Origin of the sequence: Kamptonema animale CS-326 (genome assembly GCF_028330895.1) — a bacterium.
Classification (GTDB): domain Bacteria; phylum Cyanobacteriota; class Cyanobacteriia; order Cyanobacteriales; family Microcoleaceae; genus Kamptonema; species Kamptonema formosum.
Window position 1 is genome coordinate 1 of record NZ_JAQMUA010000130.1, and the last position, 23,389, is coordinate 23,389.

Genomic DNA, 23,389 nt, shown 5'->3' on the forward strand with positions numbered 1-23,389 from the left:
ATCCTGGCGGTATCAGGAACCGCCAGGATGGCGGCGTTACGTAAATCTTGAGTAAATCCATCATGATTTACTCATTAATATTATGCTTCCACCGTTGGGCGAATCAATTCTGAGCGGAAATTTTGTCGAACTTCAGGAGTAAGATACCGCCGCTGCAAAAGTTGCCATTTCTGCCAAGATTCAAAGCGACTTTGGGCCATAATTTCTGCTAGGGTGGGAAGCTGTTTCTGGATATCAAAGTCAAATATATCAGCTAGAAATTCTCCTAGAACTTCACTGTCTTGAATATCCCCTAAATATTCTTGAATTGCTTTGACATCTCCGAGATAAGCTTCGTAAGTTTCACCGTAAAATTCAGTAAATAAACTCATTAAATAGCGCACTCGCTTAGCTTGTTTGCGAAGGTCGTGAAGAATTTCTCCTCCTTCTGTCAATTTCTGTTCTAGGATTTCAGAAGTCATATCTTCGTGGATTATAATCTCTCCTTCCCCCTCTGTCACACCTATTAACCAACCCGGATGCAGAAACATTTCGCTGACTTGAGGTAGTAGTAAATCTGGCAGGATGTCCTCAATTGGTAACTGTGCGATTGCATGATAGTGGGGTTCTTCTAGCCAATCTCGCAGCGATCTTTTGAATAGTTGGTAATGTTTATTTTCCAAAATTGCCCGAACTTTTTTTAAAGCGCGGTGCCGATCTTTGAGCAAGTGCAGCAAAGATTTATCTAATATTTCTTGTTCTTTAGATGGCAAAATTGGATAATAGCGTTTCTGAAGGCTTTCGAGCATCACATCTAAATCTCGGAGCTCTCCTAAAACACGAGATATTTTACCAATTCTTTTCTCGTTGGCTTCTTTTGGTAGATCTACAACCGGAGCAAAACCCGTCACCGCCGAGCGTAAACGCCTCATGCCGACGCGCATTTGGTGTAGTTCTTCGGGGTCTCGATCTGCGAGCACTTCGGCTTCGTGAGCTATGATTTTCTCGAAATATTTCTCAATTGCTTGGGAAGCTGCTGCTCCGAGAGTTTTTAGTTTTGACGATGCTTGTGCTTTCATAGCGGGTAGGGTGACAATCCTCTGTCTTCAGAGCGAACGTGAGTTTAAGTTGGAGAGATTAACGATAAGAAATTTTATTATACTACTTTTTTGAGGGTCTAGACACAACAATTATACTTAGCTAACACAAAAAGGATATTGACAGAAGAATGTTTTTGGGGTTTAACTCTTTAAGTAGCCATCTACCTATCAAAAGTGACAGCTAATGAGGTAAAGTAAGAGGCGAAAAAGTCTGGACATGACAGAGAGGTTGAGAGTGCCTACACTTGGCGTGAATATAGATCACGTTGCCACGATTCGGCAGGCCCGCCGGACGGTGGAACCTGACCCTGTAGCAGCGGCCGCTTTAGCAGAATTGGCCGGTGCTGATGGTATTACTGTGCATCTGCGGGAAGACAGGCGGCACATTCAAGACCGGGATGTTCGTGTTTTACGACAGACGGTGATGACTCACCTGAATTTAGAAATGGCTCCCACTGATGAAATGGTGGCGATCGCTCTCGATATTAAGCCTGACTACATTACTCTGGTACCGGAACGCCGACAAGAGGTGACAACGGAAGGAGGACTTGATGTCGCGGGGAACCAGCAGCGGTTGAGTGAAGTTGTGGATAAGTTACAAGGTGCTGGCATTCCCGTCAGTATGTTCATCAATGCCGAACCTACGCAAATTGAGGCCTCGGCGGCGATCGCAGCGCAGTTTATAGAATTGCACACGGGTGTCTATGCTGAAGCTAGTGCTGAAGCAAACCGGAAAAGGGAATTAGCTGTATTGGCCAAGGGATGTCAGTTAGCGATCGCCTCCGGTCTTCGAGTTAACGCCGGTCACGGTCTTACTTACTCAAATGTTTACCCAGTAGCCTCCCTTGAGGGTATGGAAGAACTCAACATTGGCCATACAATTATCAGTCGGGCCGTCCTCGTTGGCTTGGAGCGGGCCATCCGCGAAATGAAACAAGCTATGCGAGGCGAATTTTGATGATTGTTAACTGTTAACTGTTAACTGTTAACTGTTAACTGTTAACTGTTTTTTATTACTAAGGAAAATGCAAACCTACTACTACGTTTTAGCTAGCCAAAAGTTTTTGCTTGAGGAAGAACCTTTTGAAGAAGTTCTTAAAGAGCGAAATCGTCATTATAAAGAACAGGAAAAAGAAATTGATTTTTGGTTGGTGAAGCAGCCAGCTTTTCTAGAAGCGCCGAAAATGGCAGAGATTAAGGCAAAATGTCCTCAGCCATCTGTGGCGATCGTTTCTACCGATCCTCAATTTATTACTTGGTTGAAACTGCGATTAGAATATGTAATCACCGGCGAATTTGAGGCTCCCTCAGAAACAATTCCCGATGCTATAGCATCAATGGAGTGATATAGCTAGGGGTTAGGGGTTAGAGGGACTGGGGGAAGAAGGTAATCTCTCGGTTTTGAGTAATTCAGAATCTCCTAACTGCTTTGGCAGTTGCTATAAATAGGGTCAACTTTTCAATTCTTGGATCGGATGACAATTTCTAAATTCCACTTCTCAACTTTGAAACTGAGGCGATCGCGAATTTTCATTAATTCGGCTGCGATCGCCTTGGCAGGCTTGACAATTTTAGCAAATCATGCTCAAGCTCAACCGACCTGTCCCCCCCCTCAGCCGGGAGAATATTTGTTGCTAATTGTTACGCAGACAGGGGAGCAACAGGATAAAGCCAAGCGATCGCTGCCCCAGAACGCCAATAACATCACCATTTGCCGTTATATCAGCGATACCGTGACGCGAGTTGGTGGGTTTAGCAATCCCCAAGCCGTTAACGAATGGGCTCGGTACTTCCAAGAAAGAATAGGGCTACCAGCCTATGCCATACAACAGCCAGGAGTTGTCCCTACCCCTCAATCACCACCCCCCAACAATCCTGTATCTATTAACCCAGGCTTCAAACCTCAACCTCTTGGGGTTGGCTATGCGGTATTAGTCGATTACGTCAATCAGCCCCAACTAGCGGCGCAAGTGCAACAAGCATTAGGTAGAGAACTAGCCTTAGTATCTTACGGTCAACGCTCTTACTTGCTAGCAACCTATACCACCGATGGGAATGCAGCCACATCTACGCTGCAAACACTAAGCGATCGCGGATTTTTAGCAATGTTAGTAGACAGCCGCCGCGTCACTCTCATCAGCCCTACAGTCAAATAAATTAAAAGTTAAAAATTAAAAATTGGGTGACAATTTTTAATTTTTAACTTTTAATTTTTAATTTAATAAGCTGGCCCAGCGAGTAAAGAAATTGTCACCCCCAACCCTAAGCCTACAATTACTTGAAAAGGAGTGTGACCGAGTAATTCCTTAAGGCGATCCTCATTAAAGTGTTGGTGTTCAGTAAAAAACTCATCAATAATCTGGTTGAGGATGCGAGCTTGCTTGCCAGCAGCTTGTCGGACACCAGCCGCATCGTACATGACGATAATTGCAAAAATCAGCGCGATCGCAAACTCAGGAGAGTCCCAACCCACAGTCTGTCCCACCCCAGCAGCCAAAGCGCCAACAAAAGACGAGTGAGCGCTAGGCATTCCCCCAGTCGTCACCAAGTAGCGCAGATTAAACTTGCGATTTTTGACTAACTCAATAGGGACTTTTAAAAGCTGAGCCATCAGACAAGCGAACAGAGCCACCACAAGCACTTGGTTATGTAGGACATTGCTGGAAATTTCCTGCATAGTAATTTGGTATCCCTAATGAGTGCGGTTGGTAATAAAATCTGCGATCGCTAACAGCGGTTGGGCTTTTTCCCCAAAAATTGCCAGCTCAGCCTTAGCCGCCTCCACCAAATGTTTAGCACGGCGTTTAGATTCCTCAATCCCCCACAAACTGGGATAAGTCACCTTCCCAGCCTGCACATCCTTACCAGCAGTTTTTCCCAACTCCTCTTGAGTCGCCGTAATATCCAGAATGTCATCCACAATCTGGAAAGCTAACCCAATATTCTGAGCATAAAGGGAAAGCCGCTGCAAATCAGTGGGTTCGGCCCCAGCAAGTATAGCCCCACAAACCACACAAGCTTCTAGAAGTGCGCCAGTCTTATGAGTGTGAATAAAATTGAGAGTTTCCTCAGAAACCTCTGCAACTCCCTCCGAGTCCAAGTCAACCACCTGTCCCCCAACCAATCCCGCCGCTCCCACAGCGCGGCCCAAACGAGCGACAACCTGCAACACCTGCTGAGGAGGCACATTCTGGGTTTGAGCAGCAATGAACTCAAAAGCATAAGCTAAAAGACCATCGCCCGCCAAAATAGCTATATCCTCGCCATAGACCTTATGGTTAGTCAATTTGCCGCGCCGATAATCATCATTATCCATTGCTGGCAAATCGTCGTGGATTAGCGACATCGTGTGGATCATCTCCAAGGCACAAGCCGTAGGCATCCCCATTTCCACAGTCCCGCCAAGCAGTTCGCAGGTTGCCAAACACAGAATCGGGCGCAACCGTTTACCCCCCGCCAATAGCGAGTAGCGCATCGCCTCGTAAATCTTCTCAGGATAGGTGACGGGAACGGCACTATCAAGAGCCACCTCGACCGCCGCGCCCCGTTCAGCTAGGTAAACCGATAGGTCGAAAGAGGATTCCGGTTGGGGCGAATGCGTTTCACGTACCAATACCATCCCTTGCTCTCTTGTAATTGTTGTAATTTACAGTAAATTGAGCCGCAAACCAGCCGCTAGAATTGGCACTTAAGCCCTATGCGCTGGAAAGGCAGTACCCAATTTAACCATTTTACGGGTCTTGTGGTACAGAAGCACTAAAACTGTTGTTAACGCTTATATGGTTAATGGTCAATCGTCAATACTTCGTCGGCTCGCAAAAATTACCAATTAGTTGACCAGGAGAATCCTACTTTATAAGTTTGACAAAATACTATTGATGTGCAGTTAGTTGAGCTAGTATATTAAAATAAGATTGAGGGGAGCTTTTCCAGGCTTAGCTTATGATAAGTAGTTTCCATCCACAAAATAAGATCGTGGCTGTTGAAGACTTAGATCTTCCCGGTAGCCCTATATCGCTTAATTCTAAGTTTTATATTGAGCGGCCTCCCAGTGAAACTCTCGCATATACAGAACTTTGCAAACCGGGAAGTTTGATCCGTATTCGAGGGTCTAGAAAAATGGGGAAAAGTTCCCTAATGCTGCGTCTGATTAACCAGGCTGCTACTTTCGGCTACCGCACAGTCACAATAGATTTTCAGCAGGCTGATGCAGTAATTTTTGAGAGTATAGACAAATTTTTGCGTTGGCTATCTATTAACGTAGCGCGGCAATTAAAACTAGCTCCTAACCTCGATGATTACTGGGACGAAGATATGGGTAGCAAGGTAAGCTGCACCATCTACTTTGAAGGATATTTGTTAGACCAAATTCGCACTCCATTAGTATTAGTTTTTAATGAACTGAATCGACTATTTGAATACCCGGATATTGCTCAAGATTTTTTTCCCCTCTTGCGATTTTGGCATGAAGAAGCCAGACGAGACAGTATTTGGCAGTCATTGCGATTAGTTTTAGTACACTCGACAGAAGTATATGTTTCCTTAAGCATTAATCAATCGCCATTTAATGTCGGCTTAACGATTAATTTACCAGAATTTACATCTGAGCAAGTCCGAGATTTAGCGCAGCAGTATGGACTAAATTTGAGCGATTATCAAATCGCAAAATTAAGAAATATAGTCGGAGGACATCCCTATTTAGTCCATCTGGCTATCTATCACCTCTATTATTATAAAAGTAATTTAGAAGAATTATTGCAAGCGGCTCCAACGCAGACGGGAATTTATCGAGATCATCTGCATAGTCTGGAGGTAATGCTGCAAAAAAAAAGGGAACTGGGAGCAGCAGTAAAACAGATTGTCGCCACATCAGGCTGGGTTAGATTAGAACCTTTAATTGCATATCAATTAGATAGCATGGGCTTAGTAAAATTAAATGGTAATAATTGCCGGATATCCTGTGAGTTATATCAGATATATTTTGGCGAAAAAAGTTTAAACGATCGCAGTAATAACGCGCTTTATCTCCAACAGCTAGAACAAGAAAATCAAAAGTTGCAATCTTTAGTCTATTTCGATACTTTGACTCAAATTGCCAATCGTCGAACCTTTGATGATTGCTTCCAAATAGAGTGGCAACGAATGGCAGAATCAGGAGAACCACTATCTTTAATTTTGTGTGACATTGATGTTTTCAAAATTTATAACGACACTTATGGGCATCAAATGGGAGATGATTGTTTGCGACAAGTCGCGCAGGGTATTTGTCAAGTTGTGAAACGTCCAGGCGACTTGGTGGCAAGGTATGGAGGTGAAGAATTTGTGATAATTTTACCTCGCACAGATGCTACAGAAGCCATCCGTATTGCTGAAAAAATAAGGCTCAATATTGAAAAAATTGCAGTGCCTTTTAAATCTAAGAGTTTTGGCGGTTTACCCAATTCTGTAGTTACTATAAGTTTAGGAGTTGCTTGCACAATTCCGACTTTTAATAGTACTGGGGAAAGGCTATTATTAGAAGCAGACAAAGCACTTTACCAGTCTAAAAGAGAAGGACGCAATCGCCACACTATAAGTTCAGTTTTGAATTTTAGATTCTGAGCTAGTTTTTATCTATTTCTAAAAATAACCTCTTCACATTTATGACACCTTATCAATATCAAATTGGCGGTAGTCTCAAAAATGATGACCTTACTTACGTAGTACGCCAAGCTGATAATGAGCTATACGAAGCGTTAAAAAAGGGTGAATTTTGTTACGTACTTAACTCTCGACAAATGGGGAAATCTTCATTGTTAGTGAGAACAATGAATCGACTACAACAGTCAGGATTTGTTTGCTCTTCCCTCGATATGACTCAAATTGGCAGTGAAAATATTACACCGCCTCAATGGTATAAAGGTCTAGTGGCTGACTTATGGCGAGGCTTCAAATTATTAGGAAAATTTAACTTAAAAACCTGGTGGCAGGCAGAAGAAGAAGTTTCTTTAGTGCAACGATTAAGTCATTTTATTGAAGAACTTCTAAAGGTGCAATTTCCTCAGCAAAAAATAGTTATATTTGTCGATGAAATAGATAGTATTCTTAGTTTGAACTTTCCCGTAGATGATTTATTTGCCTTAATTCGTTTTTGTTATAATCAAAGAGCTATAGATCCTGAATATAACCGTCTCACCTTTGCCATCTTTGGGGTGGCGACTCCTTCCGATTTAATTCAAGATAAAAATCGCACACCATTTAATATTGGTAAGGCTATCGAACTGCATGGGTTACAATTTGAAGAAGCTCAACCCTTAGTGAAAGGATTAGCAACTTATACAGATAACGCGATAGAAATCTTAAAAGAAATTTTAAAATGGACAGGTGGGCAACCATTTTTAACGCAAAAGCTCTGCGATTTAGTCCAGAAAACGAGTCAGGAAAACCCCAACAATAGCTTGACAATTCCGACAGGTATGGAAGGGTTTTGGGTTGAGTCTTTGGTACAAACAAAAATTATCAATAAATGGGAATCCCAAGATGAACCAGAACACTTAAGAACGATTCGCAATCGCCTTAATTATAATGAACAACACAAAGGCAGACTTCTGGGAATTTATCAGCAAATTTTACAAGATGGAGAAGTTTTAGCTAATGATAGTTGGGAACATAATGAATTAATTTTATCAGGCTTAGTTGTCAAATATCAGAGTTATTTACAAGTCAAAAATAAAATTTATGCTAACGTATTCGATCGGGGATGGGTGGCATCAGAATTAGGTCAATTACGTCCCTATTCTCAAACCTTTGATGCGTGGATAGCTGCTCACCAAACTGATAACTCTCGACTATTACGAGGGCAAGCTTTAAAAGATGCTCAAATCTGGTCGCAAGGAAAAAGTTTAAGCGATTTAGATTATCAGTTTTTAGCGGCTTCAGTTGAATCCGATCGCAAAGAAGTACAACTAAATTTAGAAGCTGAACGAGCTAAAGCCATTGAATTAAAATTAATAGAGCAACAACAAAAAACCAGATTGCAAAGATTATTTTTAGGAGCAATTAGTGTGGCTTTTTTGATAGCTTCCGGCTTGGTATTATTTGCATTTAGACAATACAGAGAAGCCAGAATTAGCGAAATCAAGGCGTTAGCATCTTCTTCCCAAGGATTATTTGCCTCAAATCGCCAACTAGATGCGATGCTCAAAGCTATTAAAGCCAAACACACCTTAGAAGATTTGGGCGGTGTAGATAGCGAAACAACTAAAAATGTAGAAACTGCCTTGAGACAAACAGTTTATGGTAACAATGAATTTAATCGTTTAATCGGTCATCAAGGTAATGTATTGAGTGTTGATATTAGTCCTGACGATCGATTGATTGTGACTGGTGGTAGTGATAAAACTATTAAACTCTGGAAACGAGATGGGACATTGCTAAAAACATTAAAACATACTGCGACAGTACATCGTGTTGCTTTCAGTCCCGACAATCGGCTGATTGTGGGGGGAAGTTTAGATGGAAGTGTTAAAATTTGGCGGGTGGATGGAACTTTAGTAAAAAGTATACAGGCACATCAAACCCCTGTCTGGGGAGTTGCTTTCAGCCCTGATGGTAAGCTGATTGCCTCAGCTAGTGGCGATAAAACTGTGAAATTATGGCGGCTGGATGGTAAGCTCTGGAAAACATTGAGAGGACATCAACTAGCAGTTTGGAATGTGGCTTTTAGTCCAGATAGTCAGGTGGTTGCTTCTGCTGGAATTGATAAGACAGTTAAACTTTGGAGCGTTGATGGTAGGCTATTAAAAACTATACAAGGACATCAAAATGCTGTGTGGGATGTAGCGTTTTGTTCGCAAGAAAATTTAGTGGCATCAGTCAGTAGCGATCGCACTGCTAAACTCTGGAAGCTAGACGGTACTTTGGTGAGAACATTTCAAGGGAATGAAGCTATGCTAGGGGTTGATTGCCAGCGTAAATATATGGCAACTGCTGGAAAAGATAATCTCGTGAAAATTTGGAACATAGATGACACATTTATTAGAAATTTAAAACAACATCGGGCGATTATTCGAGATGTGGCACTAAGTTCAGATGGTTTGATATCTGCTTCCGCCAGTGACGATGGTACGGTTAAACTTTGGCAACGCAATAAATATTTATTAAAACCACTTTATGGTCATCAGGATACGGTTTGGGAAATTGCTACTAGCCCAGATGGGAAGTTAATTGCTAGCGTCAGTGTTGATCGCACTCTCAAATTATGGTGGACGGATGGATCTCTGTGGCAAACTATCAAAGAAAAAGAATATGGTTTTCGGAGTGTGGGCTTTAGTCCAGACAGTCGAATTATGGTGACTGGAAGCGAGCGAGGTAGCGTTCAGCTTTGGGATTTAGGTGACAGGAAGAAATCACCGATAAAACTGTTGCGAACCTTGACTGGACATCAGGCTGCCATTTATGCGATCGCGATCGCTCCCGATGGCAAAACTATCGCTTCGGCTGGAGATGACAAAACCATTAAAATCTGGAATTTCGAGGGCAAACTATTGCACAGCATCAGTGCTCACAAGGAGAGAATCTGGAAATTAGTCTTTAACGCTGATAGTCAACTGCTAGCTTCTGCCAGCGAAGATGGTACAGTGAAACTTTGGAAACCAGATGGTACGTCAGTAAGAACACTTGCTGGTCATAAGGTTGGGGTTTGGGGGGTTGCTTTCAGTCCTCAAGGGAAGGGGATGCTAGAGACAGGCGTAGCTATTGCATCTGCTAGTTGGGATGATACTCTTAAACTCTGGAAATTAGATGGAACATTACTAAGAACAATTAAGGCAAATGGTCAGGGGTTAACGCGAGTTGCTTTTAGTCCTGACGGTCAAACTATTGCTACAGGTGGAGCTGACAATCAGGTAAAATTATGGAATTTAGAGGGAAAGTTGCTGACTACTTTACCCGGACATCAAGGAACGGCGATTAGTGTTGCTTTTGTACCTAATGGAAACTTTCTGGTTTCTGGGGGAGATGATGGCACTGTAATTATGTGGGATTTAAAGCAAATTCGGACGGTCAATGAACTAGATTATGCTTGTAATTGGGTTGGCGATTATCTGCGGACGAATGTAGAAGTAAAGGAGAGCGATCGCCATTTGTGCGATGGTATTAATATCATTAAACCTAGAATGCTGACCACAAAAAAGTTTTTAACTCACATCTGGGACTATTTTTTTTAACCCGCCGGGGTTTTACCCCGGTGGTTATTGCCTTCCATCTAATTAGTTTGAGTTCTATCCCTGTTGATTTTCCCAACTCCAAACCGTATTCTGCAACAACATTGCCACAGTCATCGGGCCAACGCCTCCGGGTACAGGAGTAATAAATTCTGCCACTGCTTGCACAGAATTGAAGTCAACATCTCCCGTTAAACGGCTAGAACCATCCTCTTTAACAACGCGGTTCATCCCTACATCTACTACCACAGCACCAGGTTTAACCATATTAGCGGTAACGATTTCCGGGCGACCGACAGCAGCAATTAAGATATCCGCTTCGCGGGTGATAGATTCTAAGTTTTGCGATCGCGAATGAGCCACAGTCACAGTACAATCAGCTTCCAACAGCATTAAAGCCATCGGTTTACCCACAAGAATACTGCGGCCCAAAACTACAGCCCGTTTTCCCTTCAAATCAATGTCATATTCCTGTAACAGCCGCATCACCCCCGCTGGCGTACAACTTCGCAAACCCGCCTCCCCCCTTACCAAACGGCCCAGATTCATCGCGTGAAGCCCATCAGCATCTTTATCAGGAGCAATTTGATAAAGTAGGGAAATCGCGTCTAAGTGACCAGGTAAAGGCAACTGTACTAAAATCCCGTCCACTCTCTCATCTTGATTGAGAGTTTGAATCGCTTGTTCGAGTTCAGTCTGAGTTGTATCAGCCGGAAAGTGCTGCCCGAAAGAAGCAATGCCAACTTTGGCACAAGCGAGCTCTTTGTTACGGACATAAGTAGCACTCGCCGGGTTTTCGCCAACCATCAACACTGCAAGCCCTGGAGGGCGACCTTTTTGGCTTTGTAGGGAATGGACGCGCGAGATTAGCTCTGATTGAATCTTTTGTGCTAGAGCTTTACCGTCTAAGATGTGGGTAGTTTTGGCATCCATGATCGTAAATTATGGGCTAGGGGCTGACGATTTTAGATTTTAGACCTTTGTCTCTTCTATAAAATGTCCTGCTACTGACTTTTAAGCAATGATTACCGCAATCAAACCAGTGTGGGTTCAGGCATTCCGCATTGCCCCCCTATCGCTAATACTTTTCGGTGGGCTGTTCAGTTGCGGGAATTTGGCTAACTCTCGCCTAACTCTCGATTTCAATGCCAACAGCATTGCTGACATTCAACAAAAACCGGAACTCGAAGCCAAAGTTTACCTCAAAGGCAAAGTTGAAAGCCGCGCCCCTTTTTTGGGGACAGGTGCATATCAACTTGAGGATAATACAGGCAGAATTTGGGTTTTAACTAAGCAAACTGTACCGCAAATTGGAGAACAAATGCTAATTAGAGGCTTGGTACGCTATAAAGGCATTACGTTGAAGGAATTAGCAGGAAAAGATTTAGGTGAGGTTTATATTGAGGAAATCGAACAATTAAAAACCACTCCACCAACTAAGTAGAAGGAAGGGAGAAGAAGGAGGACGATTTACACCGCCAGGGCTGTAGTCATCTTTATTTTACGTTGATTCTGTGGATTTACTTAACCACTAACAAATAACAAATAACAAATAACAAATAAAAATGACAAATAATCTAGTTGAAGTTGCAGTCGCTATTTTGTATCAGGACGGCAAATTTCTCTTGCAATTACGAGATGATATTCCCGGAATTGCTTACCCTGGAAAATGGGCATTTTTCGGCGGACACATTGAACTTGATGAAACCCCTGAATTTGCCCTAGAGCGAGAATTACAAGAGGAAATCGGCTATACTCCCTCTACTTTTTCCAAGTTTGGGTGCTACACAGATGTAACTGTGATCCGCCATGTTTTCTATGCACAACTTAGTGTAAATGTCAAGGATTTGGTGTTAAAAGAAGGTTGGGATATGGCATTGTTAACGCCTGACGAAATTAGGGTAGGTAGCCGTTATTCAGAAAACGCTGGGATGGTGCGATCGCTTGGGAGCCCTCACCAGCGTATCCTGTTAGATTTTATCGAAAAAAATCCACAACTTTGTAGCTTAGCACTTAAGCACAAAGGTTAATTTTTGGGGACTAATCCTAAAGCCTCTTGCTCTTTTGTCTTTTTAATACCATCACACAGAGTGCGATCGTGTTCCTCAATTTTGGGATTAGTCTTGAGATAGTCGCGTAGCGAATCGCAGCCGCGCACCAGTAGACTATTAATATCAGTTGAACGCTCCGCAACTTCCAGTTGTCGAAGACTTTCCAAAGTCCAGAGAATCACCGTTTTATCAGCAGAAGCCGATGCTAGTTTTTGACCATCCGGGCTAAAAGCTACTGCTAACACCCAATCCCGATGCTCATCAAGAGTTGTCACCAGCTTACCATCTAAGTTCCAAATTCTAACAGTACCATCTTTACTCCCGGCGGCAATAAGCTGGTCAGAGTCCCCAAAAGCCACATCAAAAACCCAATCCTTACTTCCTTCAAGAATTTTGTAAGGCGTAGTTTCAAACAATCCTTTAGCATTCAATTGCCACAATTTTACAAGTTTATCGCCAGCAGAGGTAGCCAGAATATTGCGCTTTGAATTGAACATGAGAGCATTGATCCAATCGCTATGAGCCCGGAATTTTTGCAATAAATTCCCTTCTATATCCCAAAGGTTAACATTACCATCACTGCCCACAGTCACTAATCTTTTACTGTCCTTTGTGAAAGTTACGTCTGTAGCTTCAGGAAGATGGGCATCCATGCTTTTTAACATAGTTCCATCTTTCAGGCTCCACAATTTCACAGTACCATCTGCACTCGCTGATGCCATAAGTTTCCCATCAGGAGAAATACTGATATTGTTAACAGTAGAAGTGTGCCCTACAAATTGCCTGAAAGGGACAGCTAGAGGATTTTTTAAGGCCTCATTCAGATTCCAAAGCTGCACCGTATTATCATAGCTCGGCGTAGCGATCGTTTTACCGTCCGGGCTAAAGTTTACATTCGTAAGTCCCGCCCCATAGTTAAGATTTCTGAGCAAAGAACCCGTAGAACTCCAAAATTTTATAGTATCATCTACGCCAACTGAAGCTATCAGTTTCCCATTAGGGCTGAATCTCACACCTTTGATACCGGATCGATGCCCTTGAAGAACTTCGACTAACGTACCTTGGATACTCCGAAGTTTAATAATTCCGTCGGTACTACCAGAAGCAATTGTGCTGCCATCGGGCGAGAATCTAATGCTTTTAATACCGCCATTACTGCCCTGGAAAGTTCTGATTAAAACGCCGCTAATGTTCCATAGTTTAATAGTTTTATCGTAACTAGCTGAAGCTATAGTTTGACCGTCTGGAGAAAAACTTACGCTCCGCACCCAGTTTGTATGAGCCTGGAGAGTCATGTACGGTAAATAATGGGGAACTGTGGAGGAAGCATCTCCTATTAAATAAGATTCTTTAATTTCTTCCTGCCTAATTTGAATCGGATTTTCGTTTTTCCACAGCTTAATATTATTGTCAGCAGCAGCAGTAGCTATTGTCTGGCTATCTGGGGAAAAATTCACTTCCCAAACTCTATCTCTATGACCGGAAAGAGTTTGTATAAGTTCACCTTCCAATGTCCAAAGTTTAGCAGTTTTATCGCTGCTAGCTGTAGCAATTAATTGACCATTGGGACTGAAAGTTACGCTATTGATATCACGATTGTGGGCGGCTATAGTTTTAAGTAATTCGCCCTTTAAACTCCAGATTAATAGGTATCCATTGGTAGTACCACTCACAATTATTTTGTCACCGGGACTGAAGGCGACACTGCGAACAGGCTCTTTGTGCTCAAGAGTAGCAACTAAGGTACCGTCTATTTTCCAGAGTTTAACAGTCTTGTCAAAACTGGCAGAGGCTATTAATTGACCATCGTGGGAGAAATTTACGCTCCGCACGGCTTGTGCGTGGGGAAGCGTAGCAACTAAAGTGCCGTCACGCTTCCAGATTTTTATACTTCTGTCGTGACTTGCCGATGCAATCAGATTGCCATCGGGGGAAAAACTTAGGCTATTAACTTCGGCAGTGTGTCCCTCAAAGCGGTTTTTTTCTTGTACTTTAAACACCGCTTGACGTAGACCATCTCTAGTCAAATTCTGAAGCTTTTCTGACGCATTTTTGGTCTGTTGTAACTGTTTAGCTGCTTTGATACTTGCCGTCATCGCATCTAGCTGATCCTCTGTCAGTAGCTTGGCTTGAGATAGGGAAGTAAGAGCTTGAATTTCCTGTTCTCTGGCAAAGTTTCGCTGGTGAATAGCTTCTTCACGCTGTCCTAGTGCCACTGCTGCTAATACTATACAGGCAACTAAGCCAACACCTACTGCTCCAATTGTTGCCCTTTGGCGCTTGATTTCGCCTTGACCGCTAGCAATTAAATACTGGGTATGTAGGGGTGTTGGTTTAGGTTCTTTATTAGTGCTTTCTTCAATCCAGCTTTCAGCTTCTCTTAGATCGCTTCCTCGCAATAAGAAACTTACATCTCGGTTTTTCTTGTCCCACTCAATTGCTCTTAGTTGCAGTCTGGTGTGAGCTTTGACATGGGTAAGATCGGTATCGATTGCTGCTATTAGAGTTTTAAAATGGGTATCAAAATCGCAGTCTTCAGGAAAGGGAATAAAATTGAGGGAACGTATGGCTGGATGTACAGTTGAAGAAGGAGTCTTCCGATACATTATCGGCAGCAACCGTTTATTATGCAGTACAGCGTGTTCTATCTCTTCTAAACAAGGTTTAGAGGTTACAGAATCGGGACTGATAATAAAAACAAAATTCTGCGATTCTTCAATGCCTATATACATTTCCTTCCGCCAATCTGCTGTTAGCGGAATATTTTTCTGGTCAAACCAGACCTCTCTTTGTTCTTGGCAAAAACTGTCGAAAAGTTTTTGGACAAACTCCAGATCCTTACGGGAGTAGGAGATAAATGCTTCTTTCATTAGACAAAACCCTGACTGAAACGACAGACAACTAATAGTTAACAGTTAACAGTTAATGGTTAATGGTTAATGGTTAACTGTTAACAACTCTTACTTAGAAACATAGTGAATCCATAAATCCCCATCAGAACCACAGACCTGTTTCATCATTCCGTAGGTGTAAGTTAATCCTTTACCACTAACACTTGTTTCGTATCCCCACTCATACCATTCGCCATAGGGATCGTTGACAATCCAGCCTTTGTCGTTGTATCCGACAATTGTGATAATATGTCCCGAACGAGTGAACCAACCATGAGCAATACAAGGGTTTCCTGCTGCCAGCCACTTTTTAACATCTCCCCATTTAGCATCAGGTTGAAAGTCATCTTTATAACCGTAAATTTCAATTAATTTGGCTAAGTCAGTGGGGGAATGCCGCGATAATCCATTGTCACTGCAATAGCGGTATAATTCATCTTCCAACTGTTCGCCGCTGGGACTTAAACCTTGATGCCCAAAATACACTATGCACATGGCAACGCTAGTGACGTTACAAGATCCGTGAGGGTTTTGTTCGTTGTTGAGTTGACTAAAATAGGGAATAGGCAATTGAACGCTAGAGGGGTTTCCTGTTGTTTTTACAACTGTTGCTGTTGATGTGACTGCAAGCGCACCGCCGTTAGATACAGCGGTTCCCGTTGCTACGCTTATTTCACCGCCTGTTGTGGTCATTACTGCGGTGGTTGTTGTTACAATTGCCCCAGTTGCTTGCTGTTCTTCAGGGCTTTTCCAGATTTTTACAAAGTCGGCATCTTCTCTCAAAAGATGGGGGTGAGTTTTCTCTAATTCTGCTTGGAGAATCTTGAGAGCTTTCTCTTGATTTGGTTCGCCTTTGTAGTATTTAGCGATGTTAACTAAAGAAATAGTCATCTGAATGCACCTCTGATTGATAATTTTTGAGTGGTGAAGGTTAACTGTTAGCTGTTAACTGTTAACTGTTAACTGTTAACTGTTGACTGTTGACTGTTAACTGTTAACTGTTGACTGTTGACTGTTAATTGTTAACTATTGACGAGAATTGGGATAACTTGTAATTAACAAAGACTGGCTTGTAGATGTTGGACTACTGGCCAAAAATGATCCCAGCCATTGAGACCACCATTTACTAACTGCCGGACTCCTTTCCAGTCAGCTTCTTGGGCTGCTTTATCTACCTCGCGATCCCAAAAATATTCGATCAGAATTTTGGCGGCAATGTCAGGATCTAAAGCTAATTCTGGGTTCTCTTCTAATTTCACACCCAATTTTTTGCCGTAGGATCTATAATTTGCCCGACCGGTAATTTGGATGAAACCACGCCCGTGATAGCGCACTCCATCACCAGATTGGGTATTACCCAAATCATCGCGGCCTTCATACATATCAGTGAAATAATCGTCGTCACCCCATTCGTTAATCGGCTGGAAACCTGCGGTTTCTACGCCGATGGTAGCGAGGGCAGCAATTAACGTAGCTTTGGTAAGGATGCCTTTGGCGTGGAGCCCTTTCATTACTCCCGGCAGATAGGTTTGAGCATCTTTAAGCGGACAATCGAGAATGACGGAGGTGAGTGCTGGGGAAATCATCTCCAGTAAGGGGTCAAAGCCTGGTACTGTTGGCGCTTGAATCAGTTGTTTGGCAGCGGCGGGGGTGATTTGATCTTCGGGAGCTTTGAAGGCTTTGTTAAAGCGTGCGATCGCGGCTTTTGTTGCTTCTCCACATTTGCCATCGGCTTGGCCTACTGGTATTTTTAGCGATCGCAGTCGGATTTGAATCTGTTTAATTAAAGCTGTTTCTTTAGCTGCTTCTTCTATACCAACTGGCTGACCACTCTTTAAAATGTCTTGCAGCGTCATTCCCGATTTTGGCGTGGCTGGTTGACCTGGTTTGCTGGTGTTTTGCCCGATTTTGCCAGAAACATAGTGAATCCATAAATCGCCGTCTGTGCCGCAGACATCCTTCATCATTTCGTAAGAGTAGGTTAAGCCAGCACCGCTAACGCTGGTGTCGTAACCACTGCTATACCATTGTCCATAAGGATCGTTGACGATCCAGCCTTTCTCGTTGTAGCCGCGAATTTGGATGATGTGTCCAGAACGGGTAAACCACCCATGTACTATGCAAGGTTTCCCAGACTCTAGCCACTTTTTGACATCTCCCCACTTTGCGGCTTCTTGAAAGTCGTCTTCATAGCCGTAGATGGTCATTAGTTTGTCTAAGTCCTGGGGGGAATGCCGGGAGAGACCGTTGTCGATACAGTAGCGGTATAATTCGTCTTCTAACTGTTCCCCTGTTTTCGGATTCATTAACGGATGACCGAAGTAGGCCATGCACATGGCTACACAAGTGACGTTACAAGACCCGTAGGGATTGTTTTCGTTGTCAAGTTGGCTGAGGTAAGGAACGTTCAGTTTAACTGTACCGCCGCTTTTGGTGGGGGTGGCTGCGATCGCTTTTTGTTCTTGGCCCGGTAGAGGTGTCCTCCAAGCTTTAATGAAGTCTGAGTTCTCTTGTAGCAAGTCTGGTCGGACGGCGAGAATTTGCTCTTGCAGTCGCTCTAGCGCTTTAGTTTGGTGAGGTTTACCTTTATAGTATTTAGCAACATTGATTAATGAAATAGACATTTGATTCGATCCCTATTGAATGGATTGATTTCTGTTTTCTGCTAGTTTGATGCTACAAATCGAGGCTGAGGAAGCTTAGTCTGGGAAAGCGATCCTATGCCTTGAATTGGTGTTAATTTTCCGGGGCAAAAGCGACTTGGAAAAATTTATCTATCTTGCTTTACCTCTATTCCCCCTGATAGATATTTCTATTGCAGTTTTTATGCTACTCATTGTTAGATGGTTACGTCACTACCGCTAACTAGGACAGTAAAAAAATCTGCTTGCTTTTTGTTGGAGGATTTAAGCATTGGGACGGTAAACAGTCATTTTTGGGCTGTGAAGCTGACGCACATCTAAATTTAATATTTTGCAGCCTAGAGTCCTTGTAGCAAGGCTTTTGAGCAAAAAAATTAACTGCATAACAGCTTAATCGTTAACTAAACTGCCATATTTAGATGCTTAACTTTTATTAATTCCTACGAGAGAATACAGGAGGTCTTGTTCTTCGATCATGGCTTTGCGAATCCGTACTAGCATATAGGAAGCTGTATTTTTGTTGACTTCTATCTCCTGGGCTAATTTGCGAACGCTGATATTTCCTGTTGTCAGGACAAGTTGAATAGCCTGATACCACTTTTGGAGATCGACGTGAGTTTTATGAAATAGGGTGCCAACGGTAACGCTGTAGGAAGTAAAGCAAGAATTACAGTGGTATCGAAGTTCTTTTTTAATGGGGGTAGAATTGGTGGAACCGCAGTAAGGGCATTGCGGTTTACCGCCCCAGCGAATTTCTTCGAGATCGGAACATCGTTTTATTTCTGGCATAAAAAATTTAGCCGTCTCGCTGAAGTCGGGAAAATAAGTTAATCCGATTTTGGATACAAAAATCGGTGATTTTGAATTGCATCCAAAATCTCAAATTTGTGAAGAGTAGTTTTTACTCTTGCTAATAGTTTGGGTGTTTAAATGCAGGCAGATCGAAGTGCGATCGCTTTGCACGGCAGTTCTACTGAACTAAACTACATTCAACACTTATGGCATCAAGGTTGTCAGGGTTCGAGTGTCGAGGGCGGCACTGCGATCGCGCGTTTTTACGAATCAACCTCCAAATTCAGTTTGTCTGTGGGGTGTTGCCCTACTTTCAAACATACAAATAACATAATATGCTATTTGTATGTTTAAATAACGTACAACCATTTTTCTGCTGTGTCAATAACAGAGGTGAACCATTTTGTTAAAACAGGTCGAGAAAAGCGGGTGAGTTACCTGGGGGGAAATACCCCTCATCTAAAGTGCGATCGCCTATGGCTACTGATAGCAACCGCTTTCGTCAGTTAGGGGCTAGAGACTAGGGCTTTCCTGCTAGGGAAAGAGAAGAAAATAGAAGAAAAGTAAAGGTTATAGCAATTAAAAAAGTCCACTAATGCTAGCGGTTGCTATAACTAAAATCCTTCTTCCTTCTCTCCTAGATCGCTAAAATCCTTCTTCCTTCTCTCCTAGATAACTAAATCCTTCTCCTTCGGCTATAACTCGTGCAGTACATCGCCGCAAATTAGGATAATGGTGATGAGACTCTGTACTCCAACTCCGGCGTGCAGACTTAAACCATACTCATTTAGGAGTGTCGGCAAAGTGATATCACAAGAAAAAAAGCAAAGATTTTCCGAACTCCTGAAGTACATTCGCGGTAACGACGGTGTTAAGAAGTTCGCGGTTCGCTTAGAGATCAAATTGCCAACTTACAGTGCTTGGGAAACAGCTAGAGCTTTTCCCAGCGATGAAATGTGGGAATTTCTTCTCCCTAAATTGTCGGAGTTGTCTGGTTTCACTCCTGAATTAATAGAGCGCTATTTGCGTGGAGATTATGAGCTAACAGATTTAATTGAAGGAACTGCCCTAGAGGGTTTATTGCCGAGATCCAGAGCTGTAATTACGTTCCCCAAATTCCGAGCCTGGTTGCAGGAGCTTACCTTAACTGAACTAATTCAGGTTTTGAAAGATACTGGTGAACAAGCGGGGGATTTGGTGTCGCGGCTGCCCAAAAGCGGACTGTCTGCAAACTTGCCTGAGCAAAATAGGGGGGGAGTATCTGGTAGGAAGCAACAAGAAACAACACCGATGCCTTTTGACGTTAATCAGCTCAATCTTAAGGGGGATAGTGCCAAGGATTTAGAAAGCTTCCAAGTAAACCATATCGATCGGGAAACGGTAGCCAAAATTATTTTTGAACTTGCCGAAAATTTGCCCTTGGAAAAATTGGTGCAGGTGGATAATCGGCTCCGCGATCTGATATTTTTCAAACTTCAGGAGCTGGGTTTACTTGAAATGAAAAAATATCAAAACAATCCTTTTTACATTTTAATGGAACAATATAGAGTTGAGCACGGTTTAAGCTATGAACAATTTGAGGAGCGGCTGCTGAGAGAAGGAAGAGAAGCTGGCTTATATCCGAGCCGAATTTCTCCTATTGTCAGGGGCAAATTATTACCAGACGATCGAGAACTTTTGTGGATGGGGATTTTCATCAAAAAACCAGATGGAAGTCTTTACGAACACGAAGAACTGATTGCACTGCGGGATGGGATTTCTTTATCAGCTTCCTCAGAGGAAGTCGAACCTCGTGCTTCTCCTGAGAACCATACTCACCATTTAGGACATGGTGAGGTCGATTGCGAGGTAAATGGAAAGCGTTTGGATTGAAGTTAGATTAAATATCAGGGTGTTCTATGCGGGAATATCAAAGTGACAACAGTGATGAACTACAACTAGAAAGGGAATTTCAGGCAGCTTCTAATTATTTAGTTGGGTCTCTGCTCTGTAAATTTCTTCCTAGTACCAGCCATCAGGTTTTAGAAGGGGTGAATATCGAATTGATTACTAATAGTAGAACTTTGCGCTTTGATTGTCCTTCGGCAATTGTTGCAGCCCGTATTTTCAAAATGTCTAAAGTGATTTCTTTAGCTATCTATGGGCTCAAGGAAACTATGAAACTGGGATTTATCCCCAAGTTGGAAATAGTATGTGCTGGACAGCAGTTCATACCCAAACTTAATGCTGAAAAGTTAGTGAAGGATTGTTTTATGACAAGTAGCCACAATCAGCCTATGTCAAATATTGTGACTTCCGAGCTAGATTTGGATTTGAACGATCTCTATCGACACCAGAATCCGATTTACATTACCCAGATGTCCGATCAAAAGGTTTTGTTTGCGAATCGTTCTGCTTTGCTGTCTAATAACCGTTCTGCTGGAGAGGTTGTAGGTAAGGAAATTACAGCACTTTGGGATGACGATATACTCAATGAGCTGATGGTTCGTCTAGAAAGGGACAGGGAACTTTGGCAATACAATTATCGCGGATATCGTTGGTCGCGAGAACAGGCTTCTCCTATTTGGCGGCGCGAGCGCTATATGTTTGTAGCTAATTACAAATTAGTAGAATTCTTGGGCTGTGTTTGCCGATTTTGCACGATTACTTCCGCAGAAAAAATGGTTAATAATTAATTGGCACAGAAGGCAAAGATTATGATATAATCTTTGCCTTCGAGTCAAAATATTATTTCATTCTTTCATTCAGCGCTAATCTTGCCTGTTCTCTGTCATCGAAGTGGATTTTTTCAGTGCCCAAAATTTGATAATCTTCGTGACCTTTCCCTGCAATTAATACGCCATCTCCAGGTTTGGCTTCGAGAATAGCTGTGCGAATTGCTTGGGCGCGATCGCCAATAACTAGCGGCTTAACTTCAGGGGCTATTCCTGTTAAAACGTCTTGCAAAATTCGCTCTGGGTCTTCAGTGCGGGGATTGTCAGAGGTGACAACAGTTACATCTGCCAATTCTGCCACAATTTTACCCATTTTCGGGCGCTTGGTACGATCGCGATCGCCACCGCACCCAAACACGCAAATCATCCGCCCCGGAATAAACGGCCGCGACGCTTTTAGCAAGTTTTCTAAGCTGTCGGGAGTATGGGCATAATCCACAATCACGCTAATATCTTGAGCGGGGCTAATTTGCACCTTTTCTACCCGCCCCGGTACGCCTGGAAATTCTGGTAAATTGAGTACAATTGCGCTCAATTCTAAACCTAAATGCAATCCCGCGCCGACAGCAGCCAGTAAATTTGATAAGTTATACTGACCTACCAATGGCAAGTAAAAATCAGCTTCACCTTTGGGAGTATGCAATATTCCTTTCACACCATTGGGTTCATATTTTAAGTCAGAAGCCCATAAATCTGCTTTACTATAGTTAGTGCTGTAACTCCAAACTTGCTCAGAATTTAAGCTGTCAATAATCCGCCGCCCGTAGGCATCATCAGCGTTGACAATAGCGCGACCTTTGAGATAATTGGAACTAAACAAAAGCGCTTTAGCATTAAAGTAATCCTCCATGTCGCGGTGATAGTCAAGGTGATCTTGAGTTAAATTCGTAAACACCGCAACCTCGAAGGGACAACCAAGCACTCGACTTTGTGCTAAAGCGTGAGAACTAACTTCCATGATCCCAAACTTAGAGCCAGCTTCTACTGATGCTGCTAGCTGTTTTTGCAGTTCAACTGCAAAGGGAGTCGTGTGAATTGCTGTTTCTTGAAATCCCGGCCAACGGGTGTAAAGCGTGCCGAAAAGTGCAGTCGGTAACTCAGCTTTACTAAGCAAAAATTCGATTAAATGAGTAGTTGTAGTTTTGCCGTTAGTACCAGTAACGCCAACAAGTTTGAGCTGATTTCCAGGGTAGCCATAAAAAGCAGTAGCGATGTGGGCGCAAGCTTCCGTCATGTCGGCGACAGGGATAATACAAGGAACCTCCCCCCCGCTTAAGAGCTCCCCCGCTTTCTCTGCTGCTTGAGTGGAAACTAGGGCGGCGATCGCACCAGAAGCGATCGCACCTTGCCAAAAATCTCCTCCGTCTACCCGTGTCCCTGGCATTCCTAAAAATAAATCTCCCGGTTGACAAGCATGGGAATTAGTCGCCAAACCCTTTACCTCGCAGTCGAGGGCGGGATGAGAGAGAGAAAGGGAAATATTTGGAATTGTTGCTAATAATTCTTTAAGTTTCATAAGTCAAAAACTCCTCACATCTGGATATTGCGTCTATTCTGGATCGGGAATCTGTAAATATTTCTGTAACATTTGTTCCAATTGCGCGACACTGCAACGGGGGGAAAGCCGGGGTAACAGTTGTTCTGGGCTAGATGCAGCCTCGCCTGTGGAATCTGTATGCGAAGGCTGAACTTTAAACAGGAGTGGGACTTCGTACTGGTAAGCTTGAAACCAATCTTCGCGATCGCAGATGTTCCGCACTTCTAGTTCAAATGTCAGATTTTTAATCTGTTCAAGTTTTTCTTGCAACCCTTCGCATAAATGGCAACCGGGTTTACTGTACAAAATTAATCGCATAAGAAGGAAGAAGGAAGAAGGAAGAAGGAAGAAGGAAGTGCAGGGAAAATCAATGGTTTCAGCAATTAAAAACGTTCTAATTAAGTAGTCGGACATAATTAAACGTAGGGTGGGCGCTCGCCGCAAAAAACCTGTAACTCATAGAAGAAGATGGTTGCGGCG

The 23,389-nt window shown here is 42.9% G+C and carries 20 protein-coding genes; 10 read left to right on the top strand and 10 right to left on the bottom strand.

Annotated features, from left to right (window positions below):
- Positions 1 to 80: 80 nt before the first annotated feature.
- Positions 81 to 1,058, bottom strand: a complete 978-nt coding sequence (locus PN499_RS07575; RefSeq protein ID WP_272031116.1) for a CHAD domain-containing protein — start codon at positions 1,056 to 1,058, stop codon at positions 81 to 83.
- Between the two features lie 256 nt (positions 1,059 to 1,314).
- Between PN499_RS07575 and PN499_RS07580 the strand changes: the two genes are divergently transcribed.
- The 3 genes from PN499_RS07580 to PN499_RS07590 all read left to right on the top strand — a co-directional run bounded on the left by PN499_RS07580 (position 1,315) and on the right by PN499_RS07590 (position 3,235).
- A complete protein-coding gene (locus PN499_RS07580; RefSeq protein ID WP_272031118.1) occupies positions 1,315 to 2,037 on the top strand; it encodes a pyridoxine 5'-phosphate synthase in 723 nt (240 codons plus the stop codon).
- 67 nt (positions 2,038 to 2,104) lie between these two features.
- Positions 2,105 to 2,425 (top strand): MgPME-cyclase complex family protein, encoded by a 321-nt coding sequence (locus tag PN499_RS07585; protein WP_272031119.1) that lies wholly within the window; start codon positions 2,105 to 2,107, stop codon positions 2,423 to 2,425.
- A gap of 129 nt (positions 2,426 to 2,554) precedes the next feature.
- Positions 2,555 to 3,235: a hypothetical protein gene (locus PN499_RS07590; RefSeq protein WP_272031120.1), complete on the top strand. Its 681-nt coding sequence runs from the start codon at positions 2,555 to 2,557 to the stop codon at positions 3,233 to 3,235.
- A gap of 62 nt (positions 3,236 to 3,297) precedes the next feature.
- Here PN499_RS07590 and PN499_RS07595 read toward each other — a convergent pair whose 3' ends face one another.
- Both PN499_RS07595 and crtE read right to left on the bottom strand, forming a co-directional pair.
- Positions 3,298 to 3,756, bottom strand: coding sequence for a divergent PAP2 family protein (locus PN499_RS07595; protein WP_272031121.1), 459 nt, complete (start codon positions 3,754 to 3,756; stop codon positions 3,298 to 3,300).
- Between the two features lie 15 nt (positions 3,757 to 3,771).
- Entirely contained in the window at positions 3,772 to 4,698 is a 927-nt protein-coding gene (crtE, locus tag PN499_RS07600; protein ID WP_272031122.1) for a geranylgeranyl diphosphate synthase CrtE, read from the bottom strand.
- 356 nt (positions 4,699 to 5,054) lie between these two features.
- On the opposite strand from crtE, the gene PN499_RS07605 reads away from it, so the two are divergent.
- Positions 5,055 to 6,680: an AAA-like domain-containing protein gene (locus PN499_RS07605; protein ID WP_272031124.1), complete on the top strand. Its 1,626-nt coding sequence runs from the start codon at positions 5,055 to 5,057 to the stop codon at positions 6,678 to 6,680.
- A 41-nt stretch (positions 6,681 to 6,721) separates the two neighbouring features.
- Positions 6,722 to 10,285, top strand: a complete 3,564-nt coding sequence (locus PN499_RS07610; protein WP_272031126.1) for a WD40 domain-containing protein — start codon at positions 6,722 to 6,724, stop codon at positions 10,283 to 10,285.
- Between the two features lie 54 nt (positions 10,286 to 10,339).
- Here the strand turns inward: PN499_RS07610 and folD are convergent, their stop codons facing one another.
- Positions 10,340 to 11,215, bottom strand: coding sequence for a bifunctional methylenetetrahydrofolate dehydrogenase/methenyltetrahydrofolate cyclohydrolase FolD (gene folD / locus PN499_RS07615; protein ID WP_272031127.1), 876 nt, complete (start codon positions 11,213 to 11,215; stop codon positions 10,340 to 10,342).
- A gap of 88 nt (positions 11,216 to 11,303) precedes the next feature.
- Between folD and PN499_RS07620 the strand changes: the two genes are divergently transcribed.
- A complete protein-coding gene (locus PN499_RS07620; RefSeq protein WP_272031129.1) occupies positions 11,304 to 11,726 on the top strand; it encodes a DNA-binding protein in 423 nt (140 codons plus the stop codon).
- 121 nt (positions 11,727 to 11,847) lie between these two features.
- Positions 11,848 to 12,312, top strand: a complete 465-nt coding sequence (locus PN499_RS07625; protein WP_272031130.1) for an NUDIX hydrolase — start codon at positions 11,848 to 11,850, stop codon at positions 12,310 to 12,312.
- Here the strand turns inward: PN499_RS07625 and PN499_RS07630 are convergent.
- From PN499_RS07630 to PN499_RS07645, 4 genes are all read right to left on the bottom strand, one after another.
- Positions 12,309 to 15,203 (bottom strand): WD40 domain-containing protein, encoded by a 2,895-nt coding sequence (locus PN499_RS07630; RefSeq protein WP_272031132.1) that lies wholly within the window; start codon positions 15,201 to 15,203, stop codon positions 12,309 to 12,311. The genes PN499_RS07625 and PN499_RS07630 overlap by 4 nt on opposite strands.
- Positions 15,204 to 15,293: 90 nt before the next feature.
- Entirely contained in the window at positions 15,294 to 16,115 is an 822-nt protein-coding gene (locus PN499_RS07635) for a C39 family peptidase (RefSeq protein WP_272031134.1), read from the bottom strand.
- 164 nt (positions 16,116 to 16,279) lie between these two features.
- Entirely contained in the window at positions 16,280 to 17,848 is a 1,569-nt protein-coding gene (locus PN499_RS07640) for a C39 family peptidase (RefSeq protein WP_272031135.1), read from the bottom strand.
- 441 nt (positions 17,849 to 18,289) lie between these two features.
- Positions 18,290 to 18,655, bottom strand: a complete 366-nt coding sequence (locus PN499_RS07645; RefSeq protein WP_272031136.1) for an IS1595 family transposase — start codon at positions 18,653 to 18,655, stop codon at positions 18,290 to 18,292.
- 141 nt (positions 18,656 to 18,796) lie between these two features.
- On the opposite strand from PN499_RS07645, the gene PN499_RS07650 reads away from it, so the two are divergent.
- From PN499_RS07650 to PN499_RS07660, 3 genes are all read left to right on the top strand, one after another.
- The gene (locus PN499_RS07650) at positions 18,797 to 19,012 is read left to right on the top strand and encodes a hypothetical protein (protein WP_272031138.1); all 216 of its coding nucleotides are present in this window, start codon (positions 18,797 to 18,799) and stop codon (positions 19,010 to 19,012) included.
- 450 nt (positions 19,013 to 19,462) lie between these two features.
- On the top strand, positions 19,463 to 20,530 hold the full coding sequence (locus tag PN499_RS07655; protein WP_272031140.1) for a hypothetical protein: 1,068 nt from the start codon (positions 19,463 to 19,465) through the stop codon (positions 20,528 to 20,530).
- A 26-nt stretch (positions 20,531 to 20,556) separates the two neighbouring features.
- Positions 20,557 to 21,333 (top strand): hypothetical protein, encoded by a 777-nt coding sequence (locus PN499_RS07660; RefSeq protein ID WP_272031142.1) that lies wholly within the window; start codon positions 20,557 to 20,559, stop codon positions 21,331 to 21,333.
- A gap of 52 nt (positions 21,334 to 21,385) precedes the next feature.
- On the opposite strand, the gene PN499_RS07665 is transcribed toward PN499_RS07660, so the two are convergent.
- Both PN499_RS07665 and PN499_RS07670 read right to left on the bottom strand, forming a co-directional pair.
- Positions 21,386 to 22,888 (bottom strand): UDP-N-acetylmuramoyl-L-alanyl-D-glutamate--2,6-diaminopimelate ligase, encoded by a 1,503-nt coding sequence (locus PN499_RS07665; protein ID WP_272031143.1) that lies wholly within the window; start codon positions 22,886 to 22,888, stop codon positions 21,386 to 21,388.
- A gap of 33 nt (positions 22,889 to 22,921) precedes the next feature.
- Positions 22,922 to 23,227, bottom strand: a complete 306-nt coding sequence (locus PN499_RS07670; RefSeq protein ID WP_272031144.1) for a glutaredoxin family protein — start codon at positions 23,225 to 23,227, stop codon at positions 22,922 to 22,924.
- Positions 23,228 to 23,389 lie beyond the last annotated feature (162 nt).

Excerpts from the sequence above, each read along its gene's own strand:
- folD (WP_272031127.1), bottom strand. The coding sequence starts at position 11,215 with ATGGATGCCAAAACTACCCACATCTTAGACGGTAAAGCTCTAGCACAA.
- PN499_RS07665 (WP_272031143.1), bottom strand. The coding sequence starts at position 22,888 with ATGAAACTTAAAGAATTATTAGCAACAATTCCAAATATTTCCCTTTCT.
- PN499_RS07640 (WP_272031135.1), bottom strand. The coding sequence starts at position 17,848 with ATGTCTATTTCATTAATCAATGTTGCTAAATACTATAAAGGTAAACCT.
- PN499_RS07575 (WP_272031116.1), bottom strand. The coding sequence starts at position 1,058 with ATGAAAGCACAAGCATCGTCAAAACTAAAAACTCTCGGAGCAGCAGCT.
- PN499_RS07610 (WP_272031126.1), top strand. The coding sequence starts at position 6,722 with ATGACACCTTATCAATATCAAATTGGCGGTAGTCTCAAAAATGATGAC.
- PN499_RS07635 (WP_272031134.1), bottom strand. The coding sequence starts at position 16,115 with ATGACTATTTCTTTAGTTAACATCGCTAAATACTACAAAGGCGAACCA.
- PN499_RS07625 (WP_272031130.1), top strand. The coding sequence starts at position 11,848 with ATGACAAATAATCTAGTTGAAGTTGCAGTCGCTATTTTGTATCAGGAC.
- PN499_RS07630 (WP_272031132.1), bottom strand. The coding sequence starts at position 15,203 with ATGAAAGAAGCATTTATCTCCTACTCCCGTAAGGATCTGGAGTTTGTC.
- PN499_RS07590 (WP_272031120.1), top strand. The coding sequence starts at position 2,555 with ATGACAATTTCTAAATTCCACTTCTCAACTTTGAAACTGAGGCGATCG.
- PN499_RS07660 (WP_272031142.1), top strand. The coding sequence starts at position 20,557 with ATGCGGGAATATCAAAGTGACAACAGTGATGAACTACAACTAGAAAGG.
- PN499_RS07620 (WP_272031129.1), top strand. The coding sequence starts at position 11,304 with ATGATTACCGCAATCAAACCAGTGTGGGTTCAGGCATTCCGCATTGCC.
- crtE (WP_272031122.1), bottom strand. The coding sequence starts at position 4,698 with ATGGTATTGGTACGTGAAACGCATTCGCCCCAACCGGAATCCTCTTTC.
- PN499_RS07670 (WP_272031144.1), bottom strand. The coding sequence starts at position 23,227 with ATGCGATTAATTTTGTACAGTAAACCCGGTTGCCATTTATGCGAAGGG.
- PN499_RS07585 (WP_272031119.1), top strand. The coding sequence starts at position 2,105 with ATGCAAACCTACTACTACGTTTTAGCTAGCCAAAAGTTTTTGCTTGAG.
- PN499_RS07595 (WP_272031121.1), bottom strand. The coding sequence starts at position 3,756 with ATGCAGGAAATTTCCAGCAATGTCCTACATAACCAAGTGCTTGTGGTG.
- PN499_RS07645 (WP_272031136.1), bottom strand. The coding sequence starts at position 18,655 with ATGCCAGAAATAAAACGATGTTCCGATCTCGAAGAAATTCGCTGGGGC.
- PN499_RS07650 (WP_272031138.1), top strand. The coding sequence starts at position 18,797 with ATGCAGGCAGATCGAAGTGCGATCGCTTTGCACGGCAGTTCTACTGAA.